The organism is Rouxiella chamberiensis, assembly GCF_026967475.1.
Lineage (GTDB): Bacteria > Pseudomonadota > Gammaproteobacteria > Enterobacterales > Enterobacteriaceae > Rouxiella > Rouxiella chamberiensis.
Genome location: NZ_CP114058.1, coordinates 3,149,401 through 3,169,110, shown reverse-complemented (window position 1 = coordinate 3,169,110; position 19,710 = coordinate 3,149,401). Strand labels below are relative to the sequence as shown.

The following is a 19,710-nucleotide window of genomic DNA, read 5'->3' as shown; positions in this document are numbered from 1 at the left end:
AACCTCAACGAATAATGAATTTTAGTGGAGACGTTTTAGATGGGTAGAATTATTGGGATCGACCTCGGTACCACCAACTCTTGTGTAGCGATCATGGATGGCACTACTGCACGTGTGCTTGAAAACGCCGAAGGGGACCGTACCACACCTTCAATTATTGCTTATGCGCAGGATGGTGAAATCCTGGTTGGCCAACCTGCTAAGCGTCAGGCTGTCACTAACCCGCAAAACACCCTGTTTGCGATCAAGCGTCTGATCGGTCGTCGTTTCCAGGACGAAGAAGTTCAGCGTGACAAGGGCATCATGCCTTACAGCATCGTGGGTGCTGAAAACGGTGACGCCTGGATCGACGTGAAAGGTCAGAAAATCGCACCTCCGCAGATCTCTGCCGAAGTGTTGAAGAAAATGAAGAAAACCGCTGAAGATTATCTGGGCGAGCCAGTGACCGAAGCTGTTATCACCGTTCCGGCCTACTTCAACGATGCGCAGCGTCAGGCGACCAAAGACGCCGGCCGTATCGCAGGTCTGGAAGTAAAACGTATCATCAACGAACCAACTGCAGCGGCACTGGCTTACGGCCTGGATCGCGAAGTCGGTAACCGCACCATCGCGGTATACGACCTGGGCGGTGGTACTTTCGATATTTCCATCATCGAAATCGACGAAGTTGACGGCGAGAAAACCTTCGAAGTTCTGTCTACCAACGGTGACACCCACCTCGGTGGTGAAGACTTCGACAGCCGTCTGATCAACTACCTCGTTGAAGAATTCAAGAAAGATCAGGGCATGGATCTGCGTAACGATCCTCTGGCCATGCAGCGTCTGAAAGAAGCGGCGGAGAAAGCGAAAATCGAACTTTCTTCTGCACAGCAGACCGACGTGAATCTGCCATACATCACTGCCGATGGCAGCGGCCCGAAACACATGAACATCAAAGTAACCCGTGCAAAACTGGAATCTCTGGTTGAAGATCTGGTTACCCGTTCCATCGAGCCTCTGAAAGTTGCGCTGAAAGATGCCGGCCTGTCTGTTTCCGACATCCAGGACGTGATTCTGGTCGGTGGTCAGACCCGTATGCCAATGGTTCAGAAGAAAGTTGCTGACTTCTTCGGTAAAGAGCCACGTAAAGACGTTAACCCGGACGAAGCCGTTGCTATCGGTGCTGCGGTTCAGGGCGGCGTGTTGTCTGGTGATGTTAAAGACGTTCTGCTGCTGGACGTGACTCCACTGTCCCTGGGTATCGAAACCATGGGCGGCGTGATGACTCCGCTTATCACCAAGAACACCACTATCCCGACCAAGCACAGCCAGGTGTTCTCTACTGCCGAAGACAACCAGTCTGCAGTAACCATCCATGTGGTGCAGGGCGAGCGTAAACGTTGTGCCGACAACAAATCTCTGGGTCAATTCAACCTGGACGGTATTCAGGCAGCACCACGCGGCATGGCACAGATCGAAGTGACCTTCGACCTGGATGCCGACGGTATTCTGCACGTGTCTGCGAAAGACAAGAACACCGGCCGTGAGCAGAAGATCACCATCAAGGCTTCTTCTGGTCTGAGCGAAGAAGAAATCCAGAAAATGGTTAACGACGCGGAAGCCAATGCCGAGTCAGACCGTAAATTCGAAGAGCTGGTCCAGACGCGCAACCAGGCGGATCACCTGATCCACGGCACGCGCAAGCAACTGGAAGAAGCGGGCGACAAACTGCCGGCCGAAGACAAAACTGCTATCGAAGATGCGCTGAAAGCACTGGAAGTCGCTGCGAAAGGCGAAGATAAAGCCGATATCGAAGCGAAAACCCAGGCACTGGTACAGGTTTCCGGCAAACTGATGGAAATGGCTCAGCAGCAGGCACAAGCTGAAGGCGGCGACGCCAATGCGCCGAAAGACGACGACGTTGTCGACGCTGAGTTCGAAGAAGTCAAAGACAAAAAATAAGCCCTTGAGGCACAGTAATCAATAGGTTGCCGCAGCTTGCGGTCACCGGTTGATAATTAGCACGGGCGTCGGGGAAACTCTGCGCCCGTGCACGCATGTTGAGGGTAGCAAAAGCATGGCGAAGCAAGATTACTATGAGATTTTGGGCGTCTCCAAAACAGCGGACGAGCGCGAAATCAAAAAGGCTTATAAGCGCCTGGCGATGAAACATCACCCTGACCGCAATCAGGGCGATAAAGATTCCGAAAGCAAATTTAAAGAAATTAAAGAAGCCTATGAAATCCTGACCGACGCGCAAAAGCGTGCGGCCTATGATCAGTACGGTCACGCAGCCTTCGAACAAGGCGGCATGGGTGGCGGCGGTGGGGGTTACGGCGGCGGCGGTGCAGACTTCAGCGACATCTTTGGTGACGTCTTTGGCGATATCTTTGGTGGTGGCCGTCGTCAACGCGCCAGCCGTGGCGCTGACCTGCGCTACAACATGGACCTGACTCTCGAAGAGGCGGTGCGTGGCGTAACCAAAGAAATTCGTATTCCTACGCTGGAAGAGTGTGACGTCTGCCACGGCAGCGGCGCGAAAGCGGGCAGCAAGCCTGTGACCTGTAGCACCTGTCACGGACAGGGCCAGGTGCAGATGCGTCAGGGCTTCTTTACCGTACAGCAGGCGTGTCCGACCTGTCACGGTCGCGGCAGCGTTATCAAGGATCCTTGCAGCAAGTGTCACGGCCATGGCCGCGTAGAGCGCGCCAAGACGCTGTCGGTGAAAATCCCGGCAGGTGTCGACACCGGCGACCGTATTCGTCTTGAAGGTGAAGGCGAAGCAGGCGAGCAGGGGGCACCGGCAGGCGATCTGTACGTTCAGGTTCAGGTCAAGGCGCACAAGATTTTCGAGCGCGAAGGCAACAACCTGTACTGCGAAGTGCCTATCAACTTTGCCATGGCGGCGCTGGGTGGCGAGATTGAAGTCCCGACGCTGGACGGCCGCGTAAGTCTGAAGATTCCTTCGGAAACGCAGACCGGCAAAATGTTCCGCATGCGTGGACGCGGTGTGAAATCCGTTCGCGGCGGTGCGCAGGGCGATCTGCTTTGCCGCGTTGTGGTCGAAACGCCGGTCAGCCTCAGCGAGAAGCAAAAGCAGCTGCTGCGTGATCTCGAAGAGAGCTTTGGCGGCGCATCGGGCGAGAAAAACAGCCCGCGTTCCAAAAGCTTCCTCGATGGCGTGAAGAAGTTCTTTGACGACCTGACGCGCTAATCTTTCAGGCGCAAACCGAACAGGCAAAATCCCCGACCGAGAGGTTGGGGATTTTTATTTGTGCACATTATCAGTACACTTCAGCACTCATTCCGCGCGAATGTTCTTTGCGGACCTTGTCTTCAAAAGGAGTGTTAAAAAGTGACAAACTTGATTCGCCAGTTCCTGCGTATGGAAGCGTCGGGCGGGATCGTCTTAATCGTGGCAGCCCTTGTAGCGCTCATCATGGCCAATACCTCGCTAAGCGGCCTGTACCTCGAATTTCTCAATACTCCCGTCTCTCTGGGGATCGGCCAGCATGGCCTCGACAAACCGCTGCTGCTGTGGATTAACGACGGTCTGATGGCCATCTTCTTCCTGATGGTCGGCCTTGAGGTTAAACGCGAATTAATAGAAGGCGCGTTGTCGAGTCGCGAGCAGGCGCTGTTTCCGGCGATTGCCGCGCTTGGCGGCATGATTGCGCCTGCGCTTGTCTATCTGGCCTTCAACGGCGCGGATGATGTGGCGCGTCAGGGTTGGGCGATTCCGGCGGCCACCGACATCGCCTTCGCGCTCGGCGTGATGGCACTGCTCGGGTCGCGCGTGCCCACCAGCCTGAAAGTGTTTCTGCTGGCGCTGGCGATTATCGATGACCTTGGCGCTATCGTTATCATTGCGGTCTTTTTCAGCCACGATGCGTCCGTGACCGCGCTGGTGCTGTCTGCGATCTCGATTCTGGCGCTGGGCTGGCTCAACTGGCGCGGCGTCACGAATCTGACACCCTATGTGGTGCTCGGGATTTTCCTATGGGTGTGCATTTTGCAGTCCGGCATTCATGCCACGCTGGCAGGCGTCATCCTCGGCTTCCTGATTCCGTTGCGCACTCGGGGAACATCACCGGCGCGGCGCGTCGAGCACGGCATTCATCCCTGGGTCGCCTGGCTGATTCTGCCGCTGTTCGCCTTTGCCAACGCGGGGGTATCGCTACAGGGGGTCTCGAGCGAAGGGTTGTTCTCGCTGTTGCCGATGGGCATTGCGGCCGGGCTGCTGTTTGGCAAGCCGATAGGCATCATGCTGTTCTGCTGGGGCTCGATGAAGCTGAAAATCACCCGACTGCCAAAGGGCGTGAGCTTTAAACAGATTGCGGCGGTGTCGGTGTTGTGCGGTATCGGCTTTACGATGTCGATCTTTTTGGCGTCGCTGGCCTTTGGCGATGCGGATGCCTCGATGATGGTGTATGCCAAGATAGGGATTTTGCTGGGATCGGTGCTGTCGGCCGTATTGGGCTATCTGCTGCTGGGAAGCGTGCTCCCGGTGAAGCGGGTGAAAGGCTAGGCAAAAAATGGAAATAAAAAAACCGGCAGATGCCGGTTTTTTTATCAAGCTCTCAACAAAATGCGATTATTGCATTGCGTTGATTTGCGCAGTCAGGTTTGACTTATGACGCGCAGCTTTGTTCTTGTGGATCAGGCCTTTGCAGGACTGACGGTCCACAATTGGTTGCATTGCGTTGAATGCATTTTGTGCAGCTTCTTTGTCACCAGCTGCAATAGCCGCGTGTACCTTCTTGATAAAGGTACGCATCATTGAACGACGGCTAGCATTGTGCTGACGGCGTTTTTCAGATTGTACGGCGCGTTTCTTAGCTGATTTGATGTTAGCCAAGGTCCAACTCCCAAATATTTTTCTATTGAGGACAATTCGAAGGCCGAGGAATATGCCTTTTCGGACTTCTTTTGTCAACGGATTTGTGCAAATAAGCGCCGTTTCTTTGCTCGAACTTCATCCGAACTTCAAGCGACGCTTGTTACGTTGTGATGGCGCAGGATTTTAACAGCTTCCCGCCTCGGAATACAGTCCATCGCAATAAAATTCAGTTAAGAAGTGATTATTCTTCCAACAGAGATTGTTAAAGCCGAGATTTTTTGAGAAAACAGAAGGGATTGGCGAAAACGGGGTTTCGATGAAGCCTCACTGTTTTACAGCGCCGAGTATAGAGATAATCTACGGCCAAGTCGCCCTGATACCAAAAAAACACCGGTATCGATAAGAGATTCCTGCGATCCCATGAATCGCTGGTTAACCTTATGGGCTGTACAAGGTATAATCCGCCGATTTCCTCAGTTTTGAGCCAGCTATGGATTTGAGCCTGTTATGGAGCTAATTCGCGGGATACACAATATTCGGGCACGTCACCACGGGTGCGTGCTCACTATTGGTAATTTTGACGGGGTACACCGTGGCCATCAGGCCTTGATCGAACAGCTGAAACTGGAAGGTCGTCGCCTGGGTCTACCGACCATGGTGATGGTTTTCGAACCTCAGCCTCTTGAGCTATTTTCGGCAGAAAACGCCCCGGCACGGTTGACCAACCTGCGCGAGAAGGCGAAGTATCTGGCCGAATGCGGTATCGACTACCTGCTGTGCGTGAAATTCGATGCCCGCTTTGCCGCCAACAGTGCAGAAGCTTTTGTCACGCATCTGCTGGTCGAAAAGCTCGGCGTAAAGTTTCTGACCGTCGGCGACGACTTCCGCTTTGGTGCGGCGCGCCTCGGTGATTTTACGCTCTTGCTGCAGGCCGGCGTGGAGTACGGTTTCAATATCGTGAGCACCCGCACCTTCCGCGAAGGCGGGCATCGCATCAGCAGCACCGCCATTCGCGATGCGCTGCGCGATAACGATCTGGCACTGGCCGAAACCCTGCTGGGTCACCCTTACTGCATTTCGGGAAGAGTGGTTCATGGCGACAAACTGGGCCGCACGATAGGCTTTCCGACCGCCAACGTGCCGCTCAAGCGCCTCGTAAGTCCGGTAAAGGGGTTTACGCGGTCGAGGTGGCGGGGCTGGGTCCCGATCCGCTGCCTGGTGTCGCCAACATTGGTACCCGACCCACGGTCAACGGGGTACGCAAGCAGTTGGAAGTTCACCTGCTCGACACCACATTGGATCTATACGGGCGCCACATTGACGTGGTGCTGCGCGCGAAAATTCGCGACGAACAGCGTTTTACATCGCTCGATGCGTTGAAGCAGCAAATTGCCAACGACGAGCAAACAGCCCGCGACTTCTTCGGGCTGAAACCTTTTTGAGCTAAAACCTAGCTTTACGCTAACACCTAGCGCAATACCCAAGTAGCCCGGCTTCTAGCCGAAAAACGGAACCGAGAATCTTATGAGTGACTTTAAGAACACCCTGAACTTGCCGGAAACAGGGTTCCCGATGCGTGGCGATTTAGCCAAGCGTGAACCTGCGATGCTGGACAACTGGTATAAGCAGGATCTGTACGGGATTATCCGCGCTGCCAAAAAGGGCAAAAAATCCTTTATTCTGCATGACGGCCCTCCGTATGCGAACGGCAGCATTCATATTGGTCACTCGGTCAACAAGATTCTCAAAGACATTATCGTCAAGTCCAAAGGGATGGCCGGTTACGACTCGCCTTATATTCCCGGCTGGGACTGCCACGGTCTGCCTATCGAGCTGAAAGTCGAGCAACTGATCGGCAAGCCGGGCGAGAAAGTCACTGCCGCCGAGTTCCGCGCTGCCTGTCGCAAATATGCGGCCGAGCAGGTTGAAGGGCAGAAAGCCGACTTCATCCGTCTTGGCGTGCTAGGCGACTGGGATCACCCGTACCTGACGATGGACTTCAAAACCGAAGCCAACATCATCCGCGCGCTGGGTAAAATCATCGGCAATGGTCACCTGCACAAAGGCGCGAAGCCGGTGCACTGGTGTACCGATTGCGGCTCGTCTCTGGCCGAAGCCGAAGTGGAGTATTACGACAAGGTATCGCCAGCCATCGACGTCGCCTTCAAGGCCGTAGACGCCGAAGCGGTCGCCGCGAAGTTTGGTGCGACTGCATTCAATGGCCCTATCTCGCTGGTTATCTGGACCACCACGCCGTGGACCATGCCGGCCAACCGTGCTGTCGCGCTGAACGCCGAATTCGCCTATCAGCTGGTACAGATTGACGGCCAATGCCTGATTCTGGCGACCGATCTGGTGGCCAGCGTGATGAAACGCATCGGCGTAACCGAATGGACCGTGCTGGGCGAATGCAAAGGCGCCGACCTCGAGCTGCTGCGCTTCAGCCATCCGTTCATGGGCTTCGACGTGCCTGCCATTCTTGGCGACCACGTCACGCTGGATGCCGGTACCGGTGCCGTTCACACTGCGCCGGGCCACGGCCCGGACGACTTCGAAATAGGCAAGAAATACGGCCTCGAAGTGGCGAACCCTGTGGGGCCGAACGGCTGCTACCTGCCGGGCACTTATCCGGCGCTCGACGGCAAGTTCGTGTTCAAGGCCAACGACATCATCGTCGAACTGCTGCGCGAGCACGGCGCACTGGTGCATTTCGAGAAATTCACCCACAGCTATCCATGCTGCTGGCGTCATAAATCGCCGATCATCTTCCGCGCGACGCCACAGTGGTTTGTGAGCATGGATCAAAAAGGTCTGCGTGCGAAATCGCTGGAAGAGATCAAAGGCGTGCAGTGGATCCCTGACTGGGGCCAGGCGCGTATCGAAAACATGGTCGCCAACCGTCCTGACTGGTGTATCTCCCGTCAGCGTACCTGGGGCGTGCCGATGTCTCTGTTCGTGCACAAAGAGACCGAGCAGCTTCACCCGCGCAGCCTCGAGCTGATGGAAGAAGTCGCAAAACGCGTTGAAGTCGACGGCATTCAGGCGTGGTGGGATCTCAACCCCGAAGACATTCTGGGTGCGGAAGCAGCCGATTACGTCAAGGTGCCCGACACCCTGGACGTCTGGTTCGACTCGGGTTCCACCCACTCATCCGTGGTTGACGTGCGTCCTGAATTCAACGGTCACGAACCGGACATGTATCTGGAAGGTTCCGACCAGCACCGCGGCTGGTTTATGTCATCACTGATGATTTCTACCGCCATGAAAGGCCGTGCGCCTTACAGGCAGGTGCTGACTCACGGCTTTACCGTCGATGGCAACGGCCGCAAAATGTCGAAATCCATCGGCAATGTTGTCAGCCCGCAGGAAGTCATGAACAAGCTCGGCGGCGATATTCTGCGCCTCTGGGTGGCTTCTACCGACTATACTGGCGAGATGGCCGTGTCGGACGAAATCCTTAAACGTGCCGCCGACTCTTATCGTCGTATCCGTAACACCGCGCGCTTCCTGCTGGCGAACCTCAACGGTTTCGATCCGGCGCTGCACAGCGTGAAACCGGAAGAGATGGTCGTGCTGGATCGCTGGGCCGTGGGCCGCGCGAAAGCCGCACAGGACGAGATCATTGCCGCCTACGAGCGCTACGATTTCCTGGGTGTGGTGCAGCGTCTGATGCAGTTCTGTTCGGTCGAGATGGGCTCCTTCTACCTGGATATCATCAAGGACCGTCAGTACACCGCGAAAAGCGACGGCAACGCGCGTCGCAGCTGTCAGACCGCGCTGTATTACATCTCCGAAGCGCTGGTGCGCTGGATGGCGCCTATCATGTCCTTCACTGCCGACGAGATCTGGGGCTTCCTGCCGGGCGCGCGCGACAAGTTCGTGTTCACCGAAGAGTGGTATGACGGTCTGTTTGGTCTGGAGCAAAGCCAGCCGATGAACGACGAGTTCTGGGCAGAGCTGCTGAAAGTGCGTGGCGAAGTCAACAAGGTCATCGAGCAGGCGCGTAACGACAAGCGTCTGGGCGGATCGCTCGAAGCTTCCGTGACGCTGTATGCCGACGATGCGCTGGCGGCCAAACTGAACAGCCTGGGCAACGAACTGCGTTTTGTGCTGCTGACCTCGGGTGCGAAAGTTGCGCCACTGGCCGACGCCGACGACACAGCCGTTGCCAGCGAACTGCTGAAAGGCCTGAAAATCGGTCTGGAAAAGGCGCAGGGCGAGAAGTGTCCGCGCTGCTGGCATTACACCACCGATGTCGGTCACAACGCGGCGCATCCGGAAGTGTGCGGTCGCTGTGCCACCAACATCGCCGGTGACGGTGAAGAGCGTGAATTTGCATAATGGGTAAACCTATCTGTTCTACCGGACTCCGCTGGCTTTGGCTGGCGGTTGTTGTGCTGGTGCTGGATCTCGGCAGCAAAGTGTTGGTAATGAATCATTTCCAGCTCGGCGAATCGATGCCGCTGATCCCGTTCTTTAATCTGACCTACGCGCACAATCCGGGCGCGGCGTTCAGTTTCCTGGCGGACAAGGGAGGCTGGCAGCGCTGGTTCTTCGCCGCCATCGCGCTGGTTATCGTCGTCGTGCTGATGGTACTGATGTATCGCAGCAGCGGCCGTCAGAAGCTGAACAACATCGCCTTTGCGATGATAATCGGCGGGGCGCTGGGTAATCTGTTCGATCGTATGGTTCACGGTTTTGTCATCGACTTTATCGATTTTTACGTCAATGACTGGCACTACCCCATTTTCAACCTGGCCGACAGCTTTATCTGCGTCGGCGCAGTGTTGGTCGTCCTTGAAGGTTTCATGACTTCTTCGGACAAAACGGCAAAAAGTAAGGGATAAGAGAATGACCGAGCAGGTGACACACGACAGCGCGGTATTGGTGCATTTCACGCTGAAGCTGGAAGACGGCTCCACGGCGGAATCGACGCTGAGTCACGGCAAGCCGGCGTTGTTCCGTCTTGGTGACGGCAGCCTGTCCGATGCGCTGGAAAACCAGCTGCTGGGTCTGCGCGTCGGCGACAAGAAAGCATTTACGCTGTCGCCCGAGTCGGCCTTTGGAGCAAACAGCCCCGATCTGGTTCAATTCTTCCCGCTGCGTGATTTTATCGAGACGGGCGTGCCGGATGTCGGTACCATCATGCTGTTCACGACCCGTGACGGCAGTGAAATGCCGGGCGTAGTGCGCGAAGTTACCGAAGGTTCGGTTACCGTTGACTTCAACCATCCGCTTGCCGGTCATGATATTGATTTTGATATCGAAGTATTGAAAATTGACCCTGAATTGGAGGCGTCTGATGCAAGTCCTGCTGGCTAATCCACGTGGTTTTTGTGCCGGTGTCGACCGCGCCATTACTATCGTAGAACGCGCGCTCGAGCTTTACGGCGCGCCGATTTACGTCCGTCACGAAGTGGTACATAACCGCTATGTGGTCGACAGCCTGCGTCAGCGCGGCGCGGTATTTATCGAGCAAATCAGCGAAGTGCCGGACGGCTCCATTCTGATCTTCTCGGCGCACGGCGTTTCCCAGGCGGTCAGAACGGAGGCGAAATCTCGCGACCTGACCGTTTTCGACGCCACCTGTCCGCTGGTGACCAAAGTGCATATGGAAGTCGCCCGCGCCAGCCGTAAAGGCACCGAGGCGATTCTGATTGGTCACGCCGGTCACCCGGAAGTCGAAGGCACGATGGGTCAGTACAACAATCCGACGGGCGGCATGTATCTGGTCGAGTCGCCTGCCGATGTGTTGAAGCTCGACGTCAAAGATCCCGACAATCTGTGCTTCATGACGCAGACGACCCTGTCTGTCGACGACACCTCGGAAGTGATCGACGCCCTGCGCGCGCGCTTCCCGAAAATCGTCGGACCCCGCAAAGACGACATCTGCTATGCCACCACCAACCGTCAGGAAGCGGTGCGTAATCTGTCAGACGATGCCGACGTCGTGCTGGTGGTCGGTTCGAAAAACTCGTCCAACTCCAATCGTCTGGCCGAACTGGCACAGCGTGTCGGCAAGCCTTCCTACCTGATTGATTCGGCAGCGGATATTCAGGAAGAGTGGGTGAAGGGCGCGGTCAGTGTGGGTGTGACGGCCGGGGCTTCTGCGCCAGACGTTCTGGTTCAGGAAGTCATCGACCGCCTGAAAACGCTGGGGTGTCTGGGCGTTGTGAACATGGACGGACGCGAAGAAAACATCGTGTTTGAAGTGCCGAAAGAACTGCGTATCGACATCAAAGCCGTAAGCTGACGCTATTGCAGTCAACAATAATCAGGCTCTGCCGCACACTGTGCCGCAGAGCCTTTTTTATCTTTCAGATGCCGAGAATCAGAGTTTGAACTGATATTGCCCTGCGCCGCGCGTCGTGGTTTCCACCTCGAGCAACGCGCCTTCGAGGGAGTGCGGGTCTTTCAGCCCTTTTCGTGCCGAGGTAACAAACAGCTGGTTCATCTGCGCGCCGCCAAACGCACAGCAACTCGGTTGAGTCACGGGCAGCTCGACGGTGTCGAGTGTCAGCAACTCGCCCTGATTGATCTGCTGGCGCAGCAGTACGCCGTCGCCGAAGCAGGCAGTGATCAGCATGCCATCTTCGCTGAGTGTAGAGCCGTCCGGGGTCTTGTCACCGGATGAGAAGCACGAAAGCTTAAGCGGATTAATCCGGCGTGCATTGCCCGAATAAAAGCGCTTTTGCATGCTGTCGGCAAACCACACACGTCCTTCGTACCAGGCGAGCGTATTGGGCGTGCCGACATTGTCCATCATCAGCTGCGCTTGCGCGTCGCCTTTTTCGAAGCGATACCAGGCACCTATTTTGTCTTTCTCCTGCAAATCCATACTGCCGAACCACAGAGAACCGTCCGGCGCGATCGCCGCTTCGTTGGGGCGCGTGCCCGGCGCACCCGGATAGGGGCAAAGCGGAATGCGGGTTTCGGCGTGGTACTCGTAGAGGAAAATGCCGTCCTGCGCGGCGAGCAGGAAAACGTCCTGCTGATCGGTCAGCAGGGCGGCGCTGGTCAGCGAGGGCAGCTCGCGATGCTCGACGACTTTCGTTTCCGGCCAGTAGCGCAGCAGGCGCTGATTATCGATATCCATCCACAGCAGTGACTGAGTACGCTGGCACCAGACCGGCGTCTCACCCAATGTGGCGCGGTAGTCAGTCACCGGCGTAAGTGCGGACTTTAAAAATGCAGGCATGACTTTTCTCCCGGAGGTAAATAATTATTTCAGTGAGATGAGTTTAGCCGCGCAGAGAGGGAACGGGGGAAGGGCAAGGTTTTAAAAGCAAAAAAAGCCTGCCGGGAGAGTCGGCAGGCTGCATGGCACTTGGCAGAATCAGAAATCGTAGGTCAGACGAACGCTGTTGATATCGCCAAGGTTATCGGACGAATGAATAAACATATGTTCGTAGTTGATGCTGAAGTTATAGGCCAGCTTGAACTGGATACCCAGGCCATTGTCGGTACGCGAGTAGTCACGGCCCGTGGTGTATTTCAGGTAATCGCCCATGACGTAAGGCTTGACGCTCTTGACGGCAAAGGTGTCCACCGGAATGCTGTAACTTGCAAAGTACTCTATCCCGTAGGCATCGCCTGCAAAATAGTTCTGCTCGTTGGTGACCTTGTTGCTCAGGAAATTATGATACCAGCCGCCGCCAGCCGAGAAGTTCCACGGACCCGGCGCCCACGTCAGCGCGGTACCCAGAATATGCTGGTCATAGTCTCTGGAATCGCCTTTGGCGCGGTTCTTCACTTCGGCGCTGGTGTAGTTGTACGCCGTACCCCAGCTTAAATCCTGGGTGATGTGCCAGTTGGCTCCCACGGAACCGCCGCCTTTACGCTTGTAGGCGAGGTTGTTGCCCGTGCTGCCCACGTAATAGTCGTCGTCGGAGAACAGGTAGGCAGCGTACAGGTCGACCGGACCCGCCGCATACTTGTATTTCAGCATCTTGCGCGAACGGTAGGACCCATCGTAGTCGCCGTTGATCCCGTTGCCGGGTGCCTGCGCGACCATATCATTGTTCCAGTTATCGGTCTTGATGCCGACCACATCATAGTAAATGCTGTTCTGCTGACCAAAGGTCAACATGCCGTAGGTGTTGCTCTTGAAGCCGGTATACAGCTGACGACGGGTGGTGTTGTTTGCGCCGTTGGCGTGATGATGATCCCAGTCCAGCACCTGCGGAATGTTCACGCCCAGCTCGTAATACCCGACCCAGTGAATGTCATCAAACAGGAAGTAGTCGGCGGTAAAACGAAAACGGGTTCCGGCATCGTAGCCGTTGTTCTTGTAGGAGCCTCTATCCGAATCGCCCATGGTGTTGGACACCTGCGGACGAATACTGCCGCCTATCTTGAAATCCAGACGGCTTAGAGGATAGTTGGGCTGGGGATCCTGTTTCAGCAGGGTAATTTCTGCCTGTGCTGCAAAAGACGCGCTACCCAAAACCAGAGCCGCAACGACCGTTTGTGAAACCCTGTGCATTTTAAAATTCATAACTACTCCAGACACCAATACAATGTTGGCGTCTCTATATTCCCTGATTCAAAAGGGTGATTGACGGGCATTTATTACCGTTGGCACGCTGTCTCTTTTGAATGTCGACTTTTGTGCCTAACCGTTTGTTTATAAATGATTAATTAAATAGCCAATTCAATAACTTATCGCAATTATATTAAAGTATCGATATATATGCTTTTGCAATAGTTCATCGACTTAAAATTAGCTGGCTATTTATTAACATAACCTTTTGGCAAAATCCAATAACCAAAACGGAATAATTTATATCAATACTCATCACTGGATGCGTTTGGACACAAAGGGAAGCAATTCGGCGGGGGAGAATAACGAGTCAAATGAATGCATGATTATTCATAAACTGCATATTGACCATTTATTGAGCGGTTACAACGATTTGTCTTGTCGATGCAGGGTAAAATCCGACATTATCGCGTTCAGGGTAATAGATTTTACTGATACAGGCACGCCTCTATCATAATTTTCTAATTATGAGGCAATTTCACTGGCCCCAATAGGGCAGGGTCGTTAACCTGCTTCTGTTTCTGGCAGCATACATTAATAAAGAGAGAAATTATGAGCAAAGCTGATATCCGCATGGCGATTGCCGGTTCCGGTGGGCGCATGGGTCGCCAGCTGATTCAGGCCGTACAGCAGGCCGAAGGCGTGGTTTTGGGCGCGGCATTGGAGCGCAAAGGGTCTTCACTGGTCGGCACCGATGCCGGTGAATTGGCTGGCGTCGGCGTCCTGAACGTCAAGGTCAGTGACGATCTGCACGCCGTCGCCAATGATTTCGATATTCTCGTCGATTTCACTCGTCCCGAAGGCACGCTGGAACACCTGGATTTCTGCCTCAAGCACGCCAAGGGGATTGTTATCGGCACGACGGGCTTTGATGATGCAGGCAAGGCCGCGATTCAGCAGGCCGCCAACGAAATTCCTGTGGTCTTCTCCGCCAACTTCAGTGTCGGCGTAAACGTCGTGCTCAAGTTGCTGGAAAAAGCCGCCAAGGTCATGGGCGACTACACCGATATCGAAATTGTCGAAGCGCACCATCGCCACAAGGTCGATGCGCCATCCGGCACCGCGCTGGCCATGGGTGAAGCTATCGCCGGGGCGCTGGGTCGTGACCTCAAAGATTGTGCCGTTTACGCGCGCGAGGGTTACACCGGCGAACGCGACCCGATGAGCATCGGTTTTGCGACTATCCGTGCTGGCGATATCGTGGGTGAACACACTGCCATGTTTGCCGATATCGGCGAGCGTGTCGAGATAACCCACAAGGCCTCAAGCCGCATGACCTTCGCAAATGGTGCCGTTCGTGCCGGAAAATGGGTATCTTCCAAGAATAATGGTCTTTTCGACATGCGCGATGTGCTCGGTCTAGAAGATTTATAAGTTTACCTTACAACTGTGATGTGGTTGTTTTGATCATAATGTTTTGATAAAAGGGCATAAATTTTAATGCCCTTTTCTTTTGCCTATAAAATTAGGGTTATCTTTTACTTTTGTATTGTAATGCCTATTTGTCATTGTTTTCTGCCTTTGGATTACCGTATTGGTTAAAATGTCACCGCCCAATATCTATTGGTTCAAGCAAAGTTAATGAAAAAATGAATTTTCCAGACAATCCCCTTCGCAAACGTTTACTATGCCCACTTATCCTGTCCTTTTATCGCTATTCGTGACTCATTTCGCTGAGTGCAGCAAAAAACAGTAAAATAATGGTGCTTTTGGTAGACAAAATCGGCGCTCATCATTAGAATGCGCGCAATTTGCCAAAAATTAGCTTTGGGCCGAAAAAAATAACCGCTCCGAGTGCGATTTTTGCATTGATCAGGTCACCGGATCTGAATTAATATGCAAATATAATGATTGATTATTCTTGGAGGATGCTTTGATAAAGTCAGCGCTATTGGTTCTGGAAGACGGAACCCAATTCCACGGTCGTGCCATCGGGGCAGAAGGAACGGCAGTGGGGGAAGTGGTCTTCAATACGTCGATGACCGGTTATCAAGAAATCCTCACTGATCCCTCCTATTCCCGCCAGATAGTCACCCTTACTTATCCTCATATCGGCAATGTCGGCACCAACGCCGCTGATGAAGAATCCTCTGCAGTACACGCCCAAGGCCTGGTTATCCGCGATCTCCCTCTTATTGCCAGCAACTACCGTAATGAAGAGACCCTGTCGGATTACCTGAAACGCCTGAACATCGTCGGCATTGCAGACATCGATACCCGTAAACTGACTCGCCTGCTGAACGAAAAGGGCGCGCAGAACGGCTGCATCATCGCCGGTGATTCGGTAGATGCCGCACTGGCGCTGGAGAAAGCCAAAGCGTTCCCTGGCCTGAAAGGCATGGACCTGGCGAAAGAAGTGTCTACCCAGGAATCCTATAGCTGGCAGCAGGGCAGCTGGACGCTGGAAGGCGACCTGCCGGAAGCCAAAGAGGCCGAAGCGCTGCCCTATCACGTAGTCGCCTACGATTACGGCGTGAAACGCAACATCCTGCGCATGCTGGTTGACCGTGGCTGCCGCCTGACCGTGGTTCCGGCGCAAACGCCTGCCGAAGACGTGCTGAAACTGAATCCGGACGGTATCTTCCTGTCCAACGGACCGGGCGACCCGGAGCCTTGCGATTACGCCATCGAGGCTATCCAGACTTTCCTGACTACCGAGATCCCGATTTTCGGTATCTGTCTGGGCCACCAGCTGCTGGCGCTGGCCTGCGGTGCCAAGACCTCCAAGATGAAGTTTGGTCACCACGGCGGCAACCATCCGGTGAAGAACATGGACACCAACACCGTGATGATTACCGCGCAGAACCACGGTTTTGCCGTAGACGAAGCGACGCTGCCTGCGACATTGCGTACGACGCACAAATCACTGTTCGACGGTACCCTGCAAGGTTTGCATCACACCACCAAGCCGGCGTTCTGCTTCCAGGGTCATCCTGAAGCCAGTCCAGGCCCGCACGATGCAGCCCCTCTGTTCGATCACTTCATTGAACTGATCGACGTCTACCGTAACAGCGCGAAATAATTAACAGGAGCAGATAATGCCAAAACGTACAGACATAAAAAGCATTCTGATTCTGGGCGCAGGTCCGATCGTTATCGGACAGGCCTGTGAGTTTGACTATTCGGGTGCCCAGGCGTGTAAAGCGCTGCGCGAAGAAGGCTATCGCGTCATTCTGGTGAACTCCAACCCTGCGACTATCATGACCGACCCGGAAATGGCCGATGCGACCTACATCGAACCCATTCACTGGGAAGTGGTGCGCAAGATCATCGAAAAAGAGCGTCCGGATGCGGTTCTGCCTACCATGGGCGGCCAGACTGCACTGAACTGTGCGCTTGAGCTCGAGCGTCAGGGCGTGCTTGCCGAATTCGGTGTGACCATGATAGGCGCGACCGCCGATGCCATCGACAAGGCCGAAGACCGTCGTCGTTTCGACATCGCGATGAAGAAAATCGGCCTGGGTACTGCGCGTTCCGGCATTGCCCACAACATGGAAGAAGCGCTGGCGATTGCGGCCGACGTCGGCTTCCCGTGCATCATTCGTCCTTCCTTTACCATGGGCGGAACCGGTGGCGGCATCGCGTACAACCACGAAGAGTTCGAAGAGATCTGTACCCGCGGTCTGGATCTTTCCCCAACCAAAGAGCTGCTGATTGACGAGTCGCTGATTGGCTGGAAAGAGTACGAGATGGAAGTGGTGCGCGACAAGAACGACAACTGCATCATCGTGTGTTCTATCGAAAACTTCGATGCAATGGGGATTCACACCGGTGACTCCATTACTGTCGCACCGGCGCAGACACTGACCGACAAAGAATATCAAATCATGCGTAACGCCTCGCTGGCGGTACTGCGTGAAATCGGCGTGGAGACGGGCGGTTCCAACGTTCAGTTCTCCGTGAACCCGAAAGACGGCCGTCTGATAGTCATCGAGATGAACCCGCGTGTTTCCCGTTCTTCTGCTCTGGCCTCGAAGGCGACCGGTTTCCCGATTGCCAAGGTGGCAGCCAAGCTGGCCGTAGGTTACACCCTCGACGAACTGATGAACGACATCACCGGCGGCAAGACACCGGCTTCGTTCGAACCGTCCATCGACTACGTGGTGACCAAGATCCCTCGTTTCAACTTCGAGAAATTTGCCGGTGCCAACGACCGTCTGACTACGCAGATGAAATCCGTCGGTGAAGTCATGGCGATTGGCCGTACCTTCCAGGAATCCATGCAGAAAGCCCTGCGCGGTCTGGAAGTGGGCGCAAGCGGCTTCGACCCGGTTGTCAGCCTGGAAGACCCTGAAGCGCTGACCAAAATTCGTCGTGAACTGAAAGACGCAGGCTCCGACCGTATCTGGTACATCGCCGATGCTTTCCGCGCCGGTATGACCGTCGAAGGCGTCTTCAGCCTGACCAACATCGACCGCTGGTTCCTGGTGCAGATTGAAGAGCTGGTCAAGCTGGAAGGCGAAGTGGCGAAAGGCGGCATCAATGCCCTGAACTACGATTTCCTGCGTGTCCTGAAACGCAAAGGCTTTGCGGATCTGCGTCTTGCCAAACTGGCGGGCGTGTCCGAAAGCGAAATGCGCAAACTGCGCCACAAGCTGCATCTGCATCCGGTCTACAAGCGTGTTGATACCTGTGCGGCGGAATTCTCGACCGACACCGCGTACATGTATTCCACCTATGAAGAAGAGTGCGAATCCAACCCTACCAATGACAAGCCAAAAATCATGGTGCTGGGCGGCGGTCCGAACCGTATCGGTCAGGGTATCGAATTCGACTACTGCTGCGTACACGCCTCGCTGGCGCTGCGCGAAGACGGTTTCGAAACCATCATGGTCAACTGTAACCCTGAAACGGTTTCTACCGACTATGACACCTCTGACCGCCTGTATTTCGAGTCGGTAACGCTTGAAGACGTGCTGGAAATCGTGCGTATCGAGCAGCCGAAAGGCGTGATTGTCCAGTACGGCGGCCAGACTCCGCTGAAACTGGCGCGCGAGCTTGAAGCCTGTGGCGTGCCGATTATCGGTACCAGCCCGGACGCTATCGACCGTGCAGAAGACCGTGAACGTTTCCAGCAGGCGGTTATCCGTCTTGGCCTGAAACAACCGGCAAACGCCACCGTGGCGACCATCGAGCAGGCGGTAGAAAAAGCCGTCGGCATCGGTTATCCGCTGGTGGTGCGTCCTTCCTACGTGCTGGGCGGCCGTGCAATGGAAATCGTCTATGACGAAATCGACCTGCGTCGCTACTTCCAGAACGCGGTGAGCGTTTCCAACGATGCACCGGTGTTGCTTGACCGTTTCCTCGACGACGCGGTGGAAGTGGATATCGATGTCATCTGCGACGGCGAGCGTGTGCTGATTGGCGGCATCATGGAGCACATCGAGCAGGCGGGCGTTCACTCCGGTGACTCTGCATGTTCACTGCCAGCCTATACGCTGAGCCAGGAAATTCAGGACGTTATGCGTCAGCAGGTCGAGAAGCTGGCCTTCGAACTGTCTGTACGCGGTCTGATGAACGTGCAGTTTGCGGTTAAAGACAACGAAGTGTACCTGATTGAAGTCAACCCGCGTGCTGCGCGTACCGTGCCGTTTGTTTCCAAGGCGACCGGGATTCCGCTGGCGAAAGTGGCCGCGCGCGTGATGGCCGGTCAGACTCTGGCCGAGCAGGGCATCACCGAAGAAGTGATCCCGCCTTACTACTCTGTTAAAGAAGTGGTGCTGCCGTTCAACAAATTCCCGGGCGTTGACCCTATCCTCGGCCCTGAAATGCGCTCGACCGGCGAAGTCATGGGTGTTGGCAAAACCTTCTCCGAAGCCTTTGCCAAAGCGCAGCTGGGCAGCCTTTCCGGCATGAAGAAAAGCGGGCGCGCACTGTTGTCCGTTCGTGACGGCGACAAGGCACGTGTCGTGATTCTGGCGGGCAAGTTGCTGGAACACGGTTTCGAGCTGGATGCCACGCAGGGTACCGCAGAAGTCCTGACCGCCGCAGGCGTTACCGTGCGTCAGGTCAACAAGGTGCACGAAGGACGTCCGCACATTCAGGACCGCATCAAAAACGGTGAATACGCGTATATCGTCAACACCACCGCAGGTCGTCAGGCGATTGAAGACTCCAAGCTGATTCGCCGCAGCGCGCTGCAATATAAAGTGCATTACGACACCACCATGAACGGCGGTTATGCCACTACCATGGCGCTGTCTTCGGACCCGACCGAGCAGGTGATTTCAGTTCAGGAAATGCATGCACAAATTACAGGTTAATCGCGAAGATTAATCCAGCAGGCGATTGAGAACTGACAAAAGGCGCGGCATCATGCTGCGCCTTTCTTTTTTGTTTTTTTATTTAT

Annotated in this window: 13 protein-coding genes and 1 pseudogene; 11 read left to right on the top strand and 3 right to left on the bottom strand. The window is 54.9% G+C overall.

Annotated elements, in window-relative coordinates:
* Window positions 1-39: 39 nt before the first annotated feature.
* The 3 genes from dnaK (at window position 40) to nhaA (ending at window position 4,507) form a co-directional block, all read left to right on the top strand.
* Entirely contained in the window at window positions 40-1,941 is a 1,902-nt protein-coding gene (gene dnaK / locus O1V66_RS14650; protein ID WP_045048443.1) for a molecular chaperone DnaK, read from the top strand.
* Between the two features lie 115 nt (window positions 1,942-2,056).
* Window positions 2,057-3,193, top strand: a complete 1,137-nt coding sequence (dnaJ, locus tag O1V66_RS14645) for a molecular chaperone DnaJ (protein ID WP_045048444.1) — start codon at window positions 2,057-2,059, stop codon at window positions 3,191-3,193.
* A gap of 141 nt (window positions 3,194-3,334) precedes the next feature.
* Entirely contained in the window at window positions 3,335-4,507 is a 1,173-nt protein-coding gene (gene nhaA / locus O1V66_RS14640; RefSeq protein WP_045048445.1) for a Na+/H+ antiporter NhaA, read from the top strand.
* A gap of 66 nt (window positions 4,508-4,573) precedes the next feature.
* Here the strand turns inward: nhaA and rpsT are convergent, their stop codons facing one another.
* A complete protein-coding gene (rpsT, locus tag O1V66_RS14635; RefSeq protein WP_045048604.1) occupies window positions 4,574-4,837 on the bottom strand; it encodes a 30S ribosomal protein S20 in 264 nt (87 codons plus the stop codon).
* Window positions 4,838-5,326: 489 nt separating this feature from the next.
* On the opposite strand from rpsT, the pseudogene ribF reads away from it, so the two are divergent.
* From ribF to ispH, 5 genes and pseudogenes are all read left to right on the top strand, one after another.
* A pseudogene (gene ribF / locus O1V66_RS14630) lies at window positions 5,327-6,261 on the top strand (bifunctional riboflavin kinase/FAD synthetase).
* An 82-nt stretch (window positions 6,262-6,343) separates the two neighbouring features.
* On the top strand, window positions 6,344-9,160 hold the full coding sequence (gene ileS, locus O1V66_RS14625) for an isoleucine--tRNA ligase (protein WP_045048447.1): 2,817 nt from the start codon (window positions 6,344-6,346) through the stop codon (window positions 9,158-9,160).
* Complete coding sequence (lspA, locus tag O1V66_RS14620; RefSeq protein WP_045048448.1) at window positions 9,160-9,666, top strand: signal peptidase II; 507 nt, start codon at window positions 9,160-9,162, stop codon at window positions 9,664-9,666. Before ileS ends, lspA begins: the two co-directional genes overlap by 1 nt.
* A gap of 4 nt (window positions 9,667-9,670) precedes the next feature.
* Window positions 9,671-10,141, top strand: a complete 471-nt coding sequence (fkpB, locus tag O1V66_RS14615) for an FKBP-type peptidyl-prolyl cis-trans isomerase (RefSeq protein ID WP_045048449.1) — start codon at window positions 9,671-9,673, stop codon at window positions 10,139-10,141.
* Window positions 10,122-11,072 (top strand): 4-hydroxy-3-methylbut-2-enyl diphosphate reductase, encoded by a 951-nt coding sequence (gene ispH / locus O1V66_RS14610; protein ID WP_045048450.1) that lies wholly within the window; start codon window positions 10,122-10,124, stop codon window positions 11,070-11,072. Before fkpB ends, ispH begins: the two co-directional genes overlap by 20 nt.
* A gap of 78 nt (window positions 11,073-11,150) precedes the next feature.
* Here ispH and O1V66_RS14605 read toward each other — a convergent pair whose 3' ends face one another.
* Entirely contained in the window at window positions 11,151-12,017 is an 867-nt protein-coding gene (locus O1V66_RS14605) for an SMP-30/gluconolactonase/LRE family protein (RefSeq protein ID WP_045048451.1), read from the bottom strand.
* A gap of 138 nt (window positions 12,018-12,155) precedes the next feature.
* Window positions 12,156-13,316: a porin gene (locus tag O1V66_RS14600; protein WP_045048452.1), complete on the bottom strand. Its 1,161-nt coding sequence runs from the start codon at window positions 13,314-13,316 to the stop codon at window positions 12,156-12,158.
* A 597-nt stretch (window positions 13,317-13,913) separates the two neighbouring features.
* Here O1V66_RS14600 and dapB point away from each other — a divergent pair.
* The 3 genes from dapB (at window position 13,914) to carB (ending at window position 19,624) form a co-directional block, all read left to right on the top strand.
* Window positions 13,914-14,735: a 4-hydroxy-tetrahydrodipicolinate reductase gene (gene dapB, locus O1V66_RS14595; protein WP_045048453.1), complete on the top strand. Its 822-nt coding sequence runs from the start codon at window positions 13,914-13,916 to the stop codon at window positions 14,733-14,735.
* Between the two features lie 499 nt (window positions 14,736-15,234).
* Window positions 15,235-16,383 (top strand): glutamine-hydrolyzing carbamoyl-phosphate synthase small subunit, encoded by a 1,149-nt coding sequence (gene carA / locus O1V66_RS14590; protein ID WP_045048454.1) that lies wholly within the window; start codon window positions 15,235-15,237, stop codon window positions 16,381-16,383.
* 16 nt (window positions 16,384-16,399) lie between these two features.
* Window positions 16,400-19,624: a carbamoyl-phosphate synthase large subunit gene (gene carB / locus O1V66_RS14585; RefSeq protein ID WP_045048455.1), complete on the top strand. Its 3,225-nt coding sequence runs from the start codon at window positions 16,400-16,402 to the stop codon at window positions 19,622-19,624.
* Window positions 19,625-19,710 lie beyond the last annotated feature (86 nt).

Coding starts and splice junctions, on each gene's coding strand:
- dnaJ (WP_045048444.1), top strand. CDS start 2,057: ATGGCGAAGCAAGATTACTATGAGATTTTGGGCGTCTCCAAAACAGCG.
- ileS (WP_045048447.1), top strand. CDS start 6,344: ATGAGTGACTTTAAGAACACCCTGAACTTGCCGGAAACAGGGTTCCCG.
- ispH (WP_045048450.1), top strand. CDS start 10,122: ATGCAAGTCCTGCTGGCTAATCCACGTGGTTTTTGTGCCGGTGTCGAC.
- O1V66_RS14605 (WP_045048451.1), bottom strand. CDS start 12,017: ATGCCTGCATTTTTAAAGTCCGCACTTACGCCGGTGACTGACTACCGC.
- dapB (WP_045048453.1), top strand. CDS start 13,914: ATGAGCAAAGCTGATATCCGCATGGCGATTGCCGGTTCCGGTGGGCGC.
- fkpB (WP_045048449.1), top strand. CDS start 9,671: ATGACCGAGCAGGTGACACACGACAGCGCGGTATTGGTGCATTTCACG.
- O1V66_RS14600 (WP_045048452.1), bottom strand. CDS start 13,316: ATGAATTTTAAAATGCACAGGGTTTCACAAACGGTCGTTGCGGCTCTG.
- dnaK (WP_045048443.1), top strand. CDS start 40: ATGGGTAGAATTATTGGGATCGACCTCGGTACCACCAACTCTTGTGTA.
- carB (WP_045048455.1), top strand. CDS start 16,400: ATGCCAAAACGTACAGACATAAAAAGCATTCTGATTCTGGGCGCAGGT.
- lspA (WP_045048448.1), top strand. CDS start 9,160: ATGGGTAAACCTATCTGTTCTACCGGACTCCGCTGGCTTTGGCTGGCG.